The 12,474-nt window shown below is 43.1% G+C and carries 12 protein-coding genes; 2 read left to right on the top strand and 10 right to left on the bottom strand.

What is annotated here, in order from left to right; translation table 11 throughout:
• Positions 1–79: 79 nt before the first annotated feature.
• Positions 80–1,441: an MATE family efflux transporter gene (locus LIR34_RS00555; protein ID WP_173901584.1), complete on the top strand. Its 1,362-nt coding sequence runs from the start codon at positions 80–82 to the stop codon at positions 1,439–1,441.
• On the opposite strand, the gene LIR34_RS00560 is transcribed toward LIR34_RS00555, so the two are convergent.
• The 7 genes from LIR34_RS00560 to LIR34_RS00590 all read right to left on the bottom strand — a co-directional run bounded on the left by LIR34_RS00560 (position 1,422) and on the right by LIR34_RS00590 (position 8,509).
• Positions 1,422–2,777, bottom strand: a complete 1,356-nt coding sequence (locus tag LIR34_RS00560; protein WP_173901583.1) for an MATE family efflux transporter — start codon at positions 2,775–2,777, stop codon at positions 1,422–1,424. The genes LIR34_RS00555 and LIR34_RS00560 overlap by 20 nt on opposite strands.
• On the bottom strand, positions 2,764–3,219 hold the full coding sequence (locus tag LIR34_RS00565; RefSeq protein WP_173901582.1) for a MarR family winged helix-turn-helix transcriptional regulator: 456 nt from the start codon (positions 3,217–3,219) through the stop codon (positions 2,764–2,766). Before LIR34_RS00565 ends, LIR34_RS00560 begins: the two co-directional genes overlap by 14 nt.
• 197 nt (positions 3,220–3,416) lie before the next feature.
• Complete coding sequence (gene eda, locus LIR34_RS00570; protein WP_161285072.1) at positions 3,417–4,055, bottom strand: bifunctional 4-hydroxy-2-oxoglutarate aldolase/2-dehydro-3-deoxy-phosphogluconate aldolase; 639 nt, start codon at positions 4,053–4,055, stop codon at positions 3,417–3,419.
• Between the two features lie 29 nt (positions 4,056–4,084).
• A complete protein-coding gene (locus LIR34_RS00575; RefSeq protein ID WP_173901581.1) occupies positions 4,085–5,137 on the bottom strand; it encodes a sugar kinase in 1,053 nt (350 codons plus the stop codon).
• Positions 5,138–5,139: 2 nt separating this feature from the next.
• Positions 5,140–6,885 carry a dihydroxy-acid dehydratase gene (ilvD, locus tag LIR34_RS00580; protein WP_173901580.1) on the bottom strand — a complete coding sequence of 582 codons (1,746 nt, stop codon included), beginning with the start codon at positions 6,883–6,885 and terminating at the stop codon, positions 5,140–5,142.
• A gap of 18 nt (positions 6,886–6,903) precedes the next feature.
• Positions 6,904–7,140: an HPr family phosphocarrier protein gene (locus tag LIR34_RS00585; RefSeq protein ID WP_161285069.1), complete on the bottom strand. Its 237-nt coding sequence runs from the start codon at positions 7,138–7,140 to the stop codon at positions 6,904–6,906.
• A 13-nt stretch (positions 7,141–7,153) separates the two neighbouring features.
• A complete protein-coding gene (locus LIR34_RS00590) occupies positions 7,154–8,509 on the bottom strand; it encodes a GntP family permease (RefSeq protein ID WP_161285068.1) in 1,356 nt (451 codons plus the stop codon).
• Positions 8,510–8,790: 281 nt separating this feature from the next.
• Between LIR34_RS00590 and LIR34_RS00595 the strand changes: the two genes are divergently transcribed.
• Positions 8,791–9,480 (top strand): FadR/GntR family transcriptional regulator, encoded by a 690-nt coding sequence (locus tag LIR34_RS00595; protein WP_173901579.1) that lies wholly within the window; start codon positions 8,791–8,793, stop codon positions 9,478–9,480.
• Positions 9,481–9,509: 29 nt separating this feature from the next.
• Here the strand turns inward: LIR34_RS00595 and LIR34_RS00600 are convergent, their stop codons facing one another.
• Genes LIR34_RS00600 through LIR34_RS00610 form a run of 3 tightly spaced genes read right to left on the bottom strand, consistent with a single transcriptional unit; the run spans position 9,510 to position 12,473 of the window.
• A complete protein-coding gene (locus LIR34_RS00600) occupies positions 9,510–10,394 on the bottom strand; it encodes a putative ABC transporter permease (RefSeq protein ID WP_173901578.1) in 885 nt (294 codons plus the stop codon).
• Between the two features lie 53 nt (positions 10,395–10,447).
• On the bottom strand, positions 10,448–11,095 hold the full coding sequence (locus LIR34_RS00605) for a potassium channel family protein (protein WP_161285065.1): 648 nt from the start codon (positions 11,093–11,095) through the stop codon (positions 10,448–10,450).
• Between the two features lie 13 nt (positions 11,096–11,108).
• Positions 11,109–12,473: a TrkH family potassium uptake protein gene (locus LIR34_RS00610; RefSeq protein WP_265107691.1), complete on the bottom strand. Its 1,365-nt coding sequence runs from the start codon at positions 12,471–12,473 to the stop codon at positions 11,109–11,111.
• Position 12,474 lies beyond the last annotated feature (1 nt).

The following is a 12,474-nucleotide window of genomic DNA, read 5'->3' on the forward strand; positions in this document are numbered from 1 at the left end:
ATACAAATTCCCCCGTGCTATACTTAAATAATAATGATTATGAACAGTTATTAATAATTTTTAAAGGAATATCTGCAAAATGAAAAGAATTGACTTCGAAAACGGAACCGTAACCGGAAATATTCTGGCAGCCACCTTGCCCATGCTGGTTGCCCAGATTTTAAACCTGTTATATAACATTGTCGACCGTGTTTATATTGCACGAATCCCTGAAGTAGGAACCGCTGCACTTGGTGCAGTGGGGCTTTGTTTCCCACTGATCGTGATCATCACTGCCTTCGCAAACCTCTTTGGAAGTGGCGGTGCACCGCTGTTTTCTATTTACAGAGGAAAAAAACAGGAAAACTCTGCCGTACAGATCATGGATACCTCTTTCTCTATGCTCTGCACCTGCGGTGTTTTCCTGATGCTCGTCGGCTTTCTGTTTGCACGCCCGATACTGACCGTATTCGGTGCTTCTCAGAATGCTCTGACCTATGCTTATTCTTATATGATGATCTACCTGATCGGAACTATTCCATCCATGATCTCCATTGGAATGAATCCTTTTATCAATGCTCAGGGATACTCAACCATCGGTATGCTTTCTGTTGCCATTGGCGCTGTTGCAAACCTTCTGCTTGATCCTTTGTTTATCTTTGTCCTTGGTTTTGGAGTGCAGGGAGCTGCAATTGCCACCATATTATCTCAGTCTTTATCCGCGGCATTTGTTTTATTCTTCCTTACAAAAAAAGCAGAATTAAGAGTACGTTTTCTTAGAAAAAACGAGTTTTCTGCGTGTACCGGTCATGCCAAAGATATTGTAAGTCTCGGCTCTGCCGGCTTTATCATGCAGTTGACAAACAGTCTTGTAACGATCTGCTGCAACAATGTACTTTCTGTTACCGGAGGAGATATCTATATCTCTGTTATGACTATCGTCTCCAGTGTACGCCAGCTGATAGAGACACCTCTTCATGCAATGAATGAAGGAGCATCTCCAATCCTGAGCTACAATTATGGTGCATACCGCCCAAAGCACGTACGCAAAGCCGGTGTTATACTGTCAGTCATGGTTCTTATCTATACCGCTGTTACATGGAGTATGATTATTTTAATCCCGGAAGTACTGATCCGCATTTTCAGTTCCGATAAGGTTTTATTAAAGGATGCAGTAATCGCATTAAAACAGTATTTCGCTGCCTTTATTTTTATGGATCTGCAGTATATCGGACAGACTGTATTTAAGTCCCTGAACAAAAAGAAATTCGCGATTTTTTTCTCTCTGCTCCGCAAGGTATTTATTGTAGTTCCGCTTACCTATCTGATGCCATATGCCTTACATATGGGAACCAGAGGCGTGTTCCTCGCTGAACCAGTGTCAAACGTCATCGGAGGAAGCATCTGTTTTGTGACCATGCTCTGTACTGTGCTGCCGGAGCTTAAAAAGATGGAGAAGTAGCTGTTTTTTTTGCCCGATTCAGATATACAAAGAATCCCACATTCAAAATAATTCCTGTCACAGTTGCCACCGGTGCTGCCAGACCAATCTTTGTTAGGCTTGCATTTGGCTGAATACTCATATAATATGCCAGCGGCAGACGAACCAGAAGTGTCTGTACCAGTCCCTGGATCATGACCCAGACCGTCTTGTTATTTCCGTTGAAATAACCAACCATACTGAACAAAATCGCAGTTACAATCGTTTCCGGTGCAAAACCTTTCAGATAAGCAAAGGCATTCTGGATAACGGATGCATCTGTTGAGAAAATACCTGCGACCACATCGCCTTTAAACATAACAAGCACAAATACCAGACATCCGACCGCCAGCCCAACTCCGATTCCTGTAAACATGGACTGTTTCGCACGTTTTGTCTTGCCCGCTCCCACATTCTGAGATACAAAGGATGCCATGGACTGCATCAGCGAACTTGGTACAAGCATCGCAAAGTTAACGATCTTGCAGGCAACTCCATATCCGGAGGAAGCCTCCAGACCAAGTCGGTTGACAAATGCACAGAGTGCAAGGAAAGAAAGCTGAGTCAGAAACTCCTGCAGTGCAAGCGGCAATCCAATCTGAAGAAATCTCTTACACTGTGGATTGAGTCTGAAATCACTCTTTTTAATCGTAAACGGCAAGTCTTTTTTGATAAGAAGAAGTACAGCAAATACTACGCTAAGTGCCTGTGCTGTGACCGTTGCAATTGCAGCACCGGCTGCATCCATATGAAATCCGGCTACCAGAACCATATCTCCGATCACATTTACGATACAGGCAACCAACACAAAAAGAAGCGGTGATTTACTGTCGCCCAAACCACGGAAAATTGCCGACAACAGGTTATAAGACACGATAAAAAAGATACCGCCTCCACAGATCCGTACATAACTGGAGGTCAGGTCAACAGCCTCTGCCGGTGCCTGCATAAGTACCGAAATCGGATGTGCAAAACACACCATTACAAAAAACAATACTACAGATATGATTGTAAACACAACGGCTCCGCCGCCAATGACTGCACCTATTTTCTCCGGTCTTTTTTCACCAAGATAACGGGCGATCAGAACAGTAATGCCCATTGCAAACTGAACTACCACAAAAGTTACCAGGTTCAATACCTGACTTCCGGTGGAAACTGCGGAAAGTCCTGATGTGGAACCAAACCTTCCTACAACCAGAAGGTCAACCGCGCCATACATAGCCTGCAGGATTAATGCTCCAAGAACCGGCATCATGAACGAGACCAGCTTTTTCAGGATACTTCCCTGGGTAAAATCTGCTTTATCGTTTGTCATATTCTTTTCTCCTCTCACACATGATCTGATAGAATTTCTCGATAGTCTGGATCATACAATCCGCGTCTTCCTCTGAAATGTCACTGAGACAAAAAGCCAGCTCGCTGAAATAATCTCGGTCATATTTCTGTGATAATTTTCTTCCCTCGTCAGTGATGGATATGTATGTGACACGTCCATCCTCCTTAGATGCAAACTTGTGAAGATATCCCTTTGTTTCCATCTCTTTTACTGTTCTGGTCACTCCCGGACGCGGCAGATTCATTACACTACTGATATCCGAAATCTTTACCTGAATTCCCTGCTTTTCCAGTTTCTGGATCGTATCCATATACTGAATATAAGACGGCATAACTCCCTGTGGGAGTGGCGGAAGTAATTCCCGTATTCGTTTTGCCTGATAACATGCATCAAGCATTCTCTTAACTTTTTCGTTTGTCATATCGCACGCTCCTATATAGTTACCTTTGTTAATTACCATTAGTAATTATATAGTGATTGAAGAATTTGTCAAGATTTCTCTTTCACTATACCAAAGCAATTTGAATAAAAAATTGCTGTAATCGAAAAAAAAGCAGAACCCTGTTTTAATACAAGGCTCTGCTTTTCGCTGAATATGAATATGTGTAAGATTTCCAATTATTTTCGGATGGAATCAACCAGTTTTCTTGCCTCTGCGGTCAGTTCTCTGATTTTGTCAAACTCTCCTGCTTTGACAAGCTCTCCTTTTACCATCCAGCTTCCACCACAGCAGATGATTTTATCGCAGGAAAGATATTCCTCAAGATTTTTTGCATTTATTCCGCCTGTCGGCATAAACTTAAGTCCTACATAAGGAGCAGCCATTGCTTTGATCATCGGAAGTCCGCCTGCCGGTTCTGCCGGGAAGAATTTTACAACCTTAAGTCCTCTTTTAACTGCCTGAGCAACCTCAGATGGTGAAACACATCCCGGGTAAACAGGGATTTCTTTTTCCAGACAGTAGTCTACAATCTCTGGGTCAAATCCTGGGCTTACAATGAACTTTGCACCTGCTGCTGCAGCTGCATCCACCTGTTCCTTAGTAAGAACAGTTCCTGCTCCTACAAGCATATCCGGAAACTGCTCTGCCATAAGACGGATAGATTCTTCCGCTGCCTCAGTACGAAATGTAACTTCTGCACATGGAAGTCCCCCTTCAACAAGTGCCTCTGCAAGCGGAACTGCATCCTTTACATCTTCCAGTACTACTACCGGAACAACTCCGATTTTCTGAAACTTCTCTGCTAGATCCATCATTTCAATTTCCTTTCACTCAAAAAACTATGTTATCTTTTAATGTCAAAATTCATTTCCATCACATGTCTGATCAGAGAAACATCATCTGTGATATTTCCATCACCATGGATCGTGTGCTTCACTGCACTTGCCGCAACACCAAAGTTTACAATATCATCTGGTGTATATTCGTTCATCAGAGCATAGATGATGCCACTTACAAAAGCATCTCCACCACCGACACGGTCAAGGATATGGAACGTCAGGCGTTTGCTCTCATAGGTTTTTCCATTTAACCAGAGATATGCGGAAAGACTGTTCTCACTGCAGCTGTGTGCAAAACGTACATGTCTTGCAATACATTTGATATTCGGATATCTCTCCACAAAAGCTTTAAAAACTTTTTCCTGCTGATCACGGTCCGGCTGGAATGGAACACCATCTTTTACATCGCCAGCACTATGATCTTCTTCATTTTTCCAGATATGATATGGTTCAATCCCAAAAAGAACATCTACATATGGAAGGCAGAGAGTACAGAAATCCCTCGCATCTTCCCAGCTCCACAGGGTGCTTCGGAAGTTTCCGTCAAAGCTGACTGTCATGCCGTTTTCTTTTGCTGTTTTCAGGCATGTCAGGATCAGTTCACTGCAGCTTTTTCCAAGTGCAGGAGTAATGCCGCTCAAATGAAGCCAGGTATAGCCTTCCAGAAGTTTTTTTACATCTGTTTTGCTGAAATCATACTCTGAAAAAGCACTGTGTTTTCTGTCATAAACGACTTTACTTGGGCGGATTCCGTAACCTGTCTCCAGATAATAGGTTCCAAGGCGATGTGCAGGTGTCTCTTCCTCTGTTGAATAAATTACGCTGTCACAATTTACATCATTGCTTCGCATCATACGCACAGCACTTTTTCCAAGACTGTTTCCCGGAACTACTGTAAAAAATGATGCATCTACTCCAAGATTTGCAAGGGAGAGGGCCACATTGGCCTCACTTCCCCCGTATCTTGCCTCAAAAGATGTTGCTGTTCTGATTTTTTCATAATCCGGCGGAGTCAGTCGAAGCATGATCTCGCCAATCGTAATAAATTTATGCTTCATAATCAATACTCCAGATAGGCTCCCTTCATCGGACTTGCAGCATGCTGACTGAAAAGTCTGAGTACACCTTTTTTGTATTTCATTTCACGTGGTTTCCAGTTTTTACGTCTTTCTGCAAGAATCTGATCGATTTCTTCCATAGACTTGCGCTCCCCTGCGATTCCGATGATATTCAGTTTTCTTTCCATAACATCAATTTCGATAAGATCGCCTTCTTCAACAAGTGCGATCGGGCCTCCATCAACAGCCTCAGGGCTGCAGTGTCCGATAACCGGACCGGTAGATGCACCTGAGAAACGTCCGTCAGTGATCAGGGCAATGCTCTTTCCAAGTTCTTTGTCGCTGCTGATTGCCTCAGAAGTATAGAACATTTCCGGCATTCCGCTTCCCTTTGGTCCTTCGTAGCGGATGAATACTGCATCACCCTTCTGAACCTTATGTTTCAGAACTGCATCCAGACATTCTTCTTCGCTGTCAAACGGTCTCGCACGAAGAACAGATTTAAACATTTCCTTCGGGCATGCAGTGTGTTTGATTACGGCACCTTCCGGAGCAAGATTTCCACGAAGAACTGCAATGCTTCCATCTGTTCCAATGGCTTTGTCATACGGACGGATAATATCTTCCTTGGTAACATTTACGTTGTAACGTTTATTAAACTCCTGAAGCCATTTATCACATTTTTCATAAAATCCGTTGTTCTTCAGTTCTTCCAGGTTTTCTCCTAATGTCTTTCCGGTAACGGTCATTACATCCAGGTGAAGATGCTCTTTGATCTCTTCCATGATTGCCGGTACACCACCTGCATAGTAGAAGCACTCTGCCGGCCAGCGGCCTGCCGGACGTACATCCAGAAGGTATCTTGCATTTCTGTGCAGTTTATCAAAAGTATCTCCTGTAATCTCAATACCCAACTCATGTGCAATTGCCGGAATATGGAGCAGACAGTTTGTGCTTCCTGAAATTGCAGCATGCACAAAGATTGCATTCTCAAAGCTGTCCATGGTCACAATGTCAGAAGGACGCATATTTTCCATCTGTGCGATTCTTACCGCCTGTCTTCCTGCTTCTCTTGCAAAGTCAAGAAGGTCAGGACTGGTTGCCGGCATCAGTGCTGTACCCGGAAGTGCAAGGCCAAGTGCCTCTGCCATGATCTGCATAGTAGATGCAGTTCCGATAAAGGAACATGCTCCACAGCTTGGGCATGCATTACATTTTGCCCAGTCAAGCTTCTCTTCATCAATTTCACCACGTTCAAATCCTGCGCTGTACATTCCAAGCTGTTCCAGAGTCAGCATTTCCGGGCCGGCATTCATGGTTCCACCTGGAACAAATACAGACGGGATATTTATTCTGGCAAGTCCAATCAGATTTCCCGGCACACCTTTATCACAGCTTGAAAGATATACACCTGCGTCAAACGGTGTTGCATTTGCATGAATCTCGATCATATTTGCGATCATCTCACGGCTTGCCAGACTGTAGTTGATTCCGTCTGTTCCCTGACTTTCACCGTCGCAGATATCTGTACAATGGTAACGTGCTCCAAATCCACCTTCTTCTGCAATTCCTTTGCGTACCTCTTCTACAAGGATGTTCAGATGTCCGCTTCCCGGATGACTGTCACCATAAGTACTCTCAACCATAACCTGAACTTTTCCCAGATCTTCTTTTGTCCATCCGGTTCCAATACGCAGCGGATCAAGCTCCGGTGCAAGTTTTCTCATTTCCTGACTTTTTAACTGCATGATTTTTTCCTCCATTTTTTATTCTCTGATAAGATTTAAACTTTCCAGTGTTTCTCTGAGCTTCTCTTCGTCCTCTTCTTCTACTCCAAGTTCTACCGTATCAAATGTCGGTAAACTGAACACACCCAGCATCGATTTTGCATCTACAATATATCTTCCACAAATCAGGTCTACATCTTTCTTACAGCCAGATGCCGCCTGTACTAAATGCTTTGCATCATACATATCTCTTAGGTAAACCGGTATCTTTATCATTGTGCTCTGCCTCCTATGCAAAGATTGAAACAATAAAGCTTACAATAAGTGCCGTAACACCGATTAAGGTCTCCATAATCGTCCAGGATTTCAGGGTTGTCTTTTCATCAATCTCAAGGAAAGATGTTACCAGCCAGAATCCTGCATCATTTACATGACTCAGTGCTGTTGCTCCACCACAGATTGCGCAGCACATCGCAGCTCTGTAGATCATACTCGTATCCATTACTGCCGGCATAGTTGCCATAATTCCGGATGCCATTGTCATTGCTACGATGGAACTTCCTACAGATGCTCTGACCAGAAGTGCAATCAGAAATGCGATCAGGATCAATGGAAGACCACTCTTCTCCAGTACTGGTCCGATAATGTTTCCAAGACCGGAATCCTGAAGCATCCATCGGATCACTCCACCGCTGGCGATCACCAGAAGGATCATACCAACCGGTCTGAGTGAATGATCCAGAATCTTCTTCAACTGTGCACCGGTAAATCCTCTTTTGATTCCCAGAAAATACATGGATGCGAGAGTTGCGATTGTTAATGCCAGGAATGGTTTTCCGATAAATCCAAGAACATCCTGAACGCCCGCCGGAAGCGGCATGTATTTTGATAAAGTACTGAGAAGGATCAGAACAAGCGGAATCAGAATCACTCCCAGGACCAGTCCAAAAGGTGGGAGTTCTTTTCCATCATCTTTGATCTCTTCCACATTTGCCGGAAGCTCTGTATGGATTTTGTTACCAATAAAGCTTCCCCAGAAGATTCCTGAAACCATCATACAGATCAGTGCTGTTGGAACTCCTACCATGATCATGGTTCCCAGATTCACACCAAGTGCATTTGCCACAAGTACGGATCCTGCAGACGGTGGGACAAACGCATATCCACTTGCCAGACCTGAAAGAAGTGGGATTGCATAATACAATGTAGATTTTTTGGTCTGTTTTGCAACACTGAATACCAGCGGAATCAGTACCACAACACCAGCCTCAAAGAATACCGTTGTACCAATGACAAGTCCTGTGAGTCCAAGTGCCCATCCGGCTTTCTTCTGACCGAATTTACCAATCAGAGTCTCCGCTATTCTCTGGGCACCTCCACTTACTTCCAGAATTCCACCAAACATGGAACCCAGTCCTACCAGAAGTGCAATTCCCTGCAATGTCTTTCCAACACCTTTTTCTACCGTGTCTGAGATCATCGTAAGCGGCATTCCAGCTCCTGCTCCGATGATGATGGCAGAAATCATCATTGACAGGACCGGGTGAAGCTTAAATTTGATGATCAGTATCAGCAGGATTACAATTCCTACCGCAGCAGCGATCATCAGTCTCATCGGATCCGCCGCAAAAGTTGTTTCTTCCATTTTTCCTTTAACCTCCTTGATTCATCTGATGTTTTACGTTTCTCTCGTGAATTCATCTGACCTATTTTGTTGTTTTTTATGCTTTTCTTTGATATTTTAGGTATTTTTCCTAGAATTCATCTGATGTATTTATCATATATTCTCTTTTCAAAAAACGCAATACTGGAATTTTATCTAAAATTTTGTATTTATTTTTGTGCATTTTAGCATTTTGACATTGGAATTGAAAAACATTATCATGGAAAGAAAGAATTACATCTATTAGAAATGAGGTAAATCATATGATGAATCTGTCATCTGAAGAGAAAAGTCTTCCTCAAAAAATATCTGAAGACATTATTGAACTTATTTTAGAAGAGAATCTGCAGCCAGGAGATAAATTACCTAATGAAACTATTCTGTCCGAACGTCTGAATGCGGGAAGAAGTTCTGTACGCGAAGCTATGAAGCTTCTCGCCTCCCGCAATATTGTCACGATCCGCCAGGGTTCCGGTACTTACATTGCCTCCTCTCCAGGAATGGTGGAAGACCCACTGGGCTTTACTTTTATCGGCAACAAGCAGAAGCTGATCAATGACCTCCTGGAAGTCCGCTTTCTCCTTGAGCCATCTATCGCAGCGATGGCCGCCACACATGCCGACGAAAAAGACATAAAAAAAATCACCGCACTCTGCGATGAAGTTGAAAAATTATTAAAAAATCATAAGGATCACACGCAAAAAGATATCGAATTCCATACAGCGATCGCTATGAGCAGTAAGAACGTTGTAGTTCCAAGACTGATTCCTGTGATCAACAGTTCTATTCCTCTGTTCGTGGAAACAACTGGCGGTTCACTGCATGAAGAGACTATCGAGACTCACCGTGAGATTACGGATGCCATAGCATCCCATGACCCACTCCGGGCACAGGATGCCATGTATCTGCATCTGGTTTACAACCGTAAACGGATTCAGATGATAGAAAAATAAAACAGGATTGAATCTCCTGTACTCACCAATTACAGTCTTTTCTTCAGCTCCTGAATCAGTTCAGAGTAATCTCTGTGTTTCATCTTAGGGAAGGCCTTGATGATACGTCCCTGTCCAACGATCGTGTGGTTGGTGATAGAATTGGAAAGTTCATCAAACTGTGCCTGGAGCTCTGCTCTCTTCACGCGGAGCATTTCGATGGATTTTTCTTTCTGAGCTGCAGTTGCATCACGGAATTCTGCCTTCGCAAGTGCTGCCTGAACCTTTCTTTCGCCAACCTTCTGTGCTGTATCGATCGTAGTTGTGGCCAGGGTATCACTGAGCTTGTCACTCACAATTCTCAGATCAGAACGAACCTTATCCAGTCGGGTAAGCTTTTTGTTCAAACCTCGGATAACCGCTACTGTAACAATAAAATCTGTCAGATACACTGCATATAAAATTGCTATCACGATCCATTCCCAGGTTGCCGGTGTATGGGATGCCTGACTTTCTACATATTTCTGAAAAACCTTTACTACCATAACGATCGCAAGTCCCCAGATCAGCGAAAACTCCAGACAGATATATCCGTGGAAATTGAACGGCTTATCTGAATAGTCCCACCATCTCGCATGAAAACATACATCCAGCAGCCAGCCGGCGATCAGCTCCACTGCCGTTGCAAGGATAATTCCAAACAGAAAGATCATTGCATCATTCATCTGATGTCCGCCACTCTGAATCGTATTGAGCATGGCAAACACAGAAAGCACTCCGAATCCATACACAGGGCATACCGGTCCGTTCAAAAATCCTCGGTTTATAACCTTTCCAAGTGCTACCGCATGAAAAATAACTTCAACAACCCAGCCGCCAAAAGAATAAACCAGAAAATACAGGCATATCTGAAAATATGTCATTCCAAAAATCATGCCTCTCTCCTCCTAAAAATCACTTCTTTCACCTGTCTGTTAATGCACTGTTATCAGATGTGGAAAAATTTCTGAATTGCTTTATAATCTCCAAGAACCAGAAGCGTACTGTCAGCTTCAAGAACTGTATCTACAGAAATTGTCACACTGACTTCTCTTTCTTTTTTTACTGCAAGAATATTTATATTATATCTTCTTCGAATATCCAGTTCTCCAACAGATCTTCCAATCCATTCATCTGGGATTGCTACTTCAAAGATCGCATGAGACGCATCTACTTCCATATAGTCAAGGATATGATCATCCGCATAACGGATAGATGACCATTTTGCCACCTGTTTTTCAGGATAAACGACTCTGTCTGCACCATTCCGTAAAAGGAATTTTTCCTGTACGTCACGCTCTGCCCGGGAAATTACCAGATTTGCTCCCAGTTCTTTTAATAATGATGTTGTCTCAAGCGAATTCTGAAAACTGCCTCCAATGGTAACAAAGCAGATATCAAAATTTCCTATTCCCAGTGATTCCAGGAAACTGGCATCTGTACTGTCTCCAATCTGGGCATTGGTGACAAAAGGAAGGATTCTGTTGACTCGCTCCTCATTGATATCCACTGCCATGATTTCGTGTCCCATTTCATTCAGCTGCATTGCAATATGTTTTCCAAATCGTCCAAGACCAATAAGTAAAATATTCTTCATTCTATCTCCTCTTCTATCCAACTGTTATTTTTTCCAATGGCATTTTGGCATTCATATTTCTTCTGGATAATACTGCATAGATCAGGGTCAGTCCTCCTACACGTCCCAGATACATAAGCACGATCAGTATCAGTCGTGACAGGATATGAAGCCCCGGTGTGATTCCCAGAGTAAGTCCTACGGTTCCTACTGCTGAAGCAGCCTCATACAGACAAAGCTGTAATGAAAGCCCTTCATAAACACTGATGGTTATTCCTCCAAAGAAAAACAATACAAAGTACAGCATTGCTATCGTTGCGGCATTTTTTATTACCTGACCGTCGAATCTTCTTCCAAAAGCACCCGCATCCTCACGACTTCGAAATGTCGCAAATGCGTTCAAAAGCAGGGCTGCCGCTGTCGTTGTCTTCATACCACCTGCTGTAGAACTTGGTGATCCTCCGATCAGCATAAGAAGTATCATGATCGCCTGTCCTGCCTCAGTCATCGATGACAGATCTGCGGTATTAAAACCAGCCGTTCTTGTCGTTACAGACTGAAAAAGCGATAACAGCGTCCTTTTCCCAATCGATACCTGTCCAAAGTCACAGACAAAAAAGAAGATCGCCGGGACAAAAATCAGGATTGCGGTCGTTAACAGAATAATCTTGCTCTGCATACGATAACGTTTAAATCGGAGTTTATTCGTATAAACATCATCCCATGTAAGAAAACCAATGCCACCAATGATAATCAGAAGCATAATCACTATATTTAACCAGAAATTTCCGGCATAACCACTCAGTGATACAAAAGTGTTATCTGCGGTACCAAGTATATCAAATCCCGCATTACAAAAGGCCGATATGGAATGAAAAATCGACATCCATATACCTTTTATTCCAAAATCACGGCAAAATACCGGAAGAAGCAAAACCGCACCAATTCCTTCGATCAGAAACGTTCCTCTCAGAATAAACTTTGTCAGGCGGACAATACCACCGACTTTTGGTGCTGAGATGGCATCCTGCATGGTACTTCGCTGCATCAGTGATATCTTTCGTCCTGACAGCATAAACACCGAAACGGCAACCGTTACAACTCCCAGGCCGCCTGTCTGTATAAGTAGCAATATCACTGCCTGTCCAAAACCTGACCAGTAGCTTCCTGTGTCCTGCACAACAAGACCCGTCACACATACAGCAGAAGTTGAAGTAAAAAGTGCCTGATCAAATGGCGTTACAACTCTCTCCGCAGATGAGACGGGTAACATAAGCAGGAGTGCTCCCAAAAGAATCACTCCTGCAAAACCTAAAATAATCATCTGAAAGGATGTCAGATGTTTTCTTTTATGTTTTTCTGGCATAACTAATCTCCTCTTTTTTGATTTTAATAGTATT

This window comes from Blautia sp. MSK17_66 (genome assembly GCF_020538025.1).
Classification (GTDB): Bacteria; Bacillota; Clostridia; order Lachnospirales; family Lachnospiraceae; genus Blautia_A.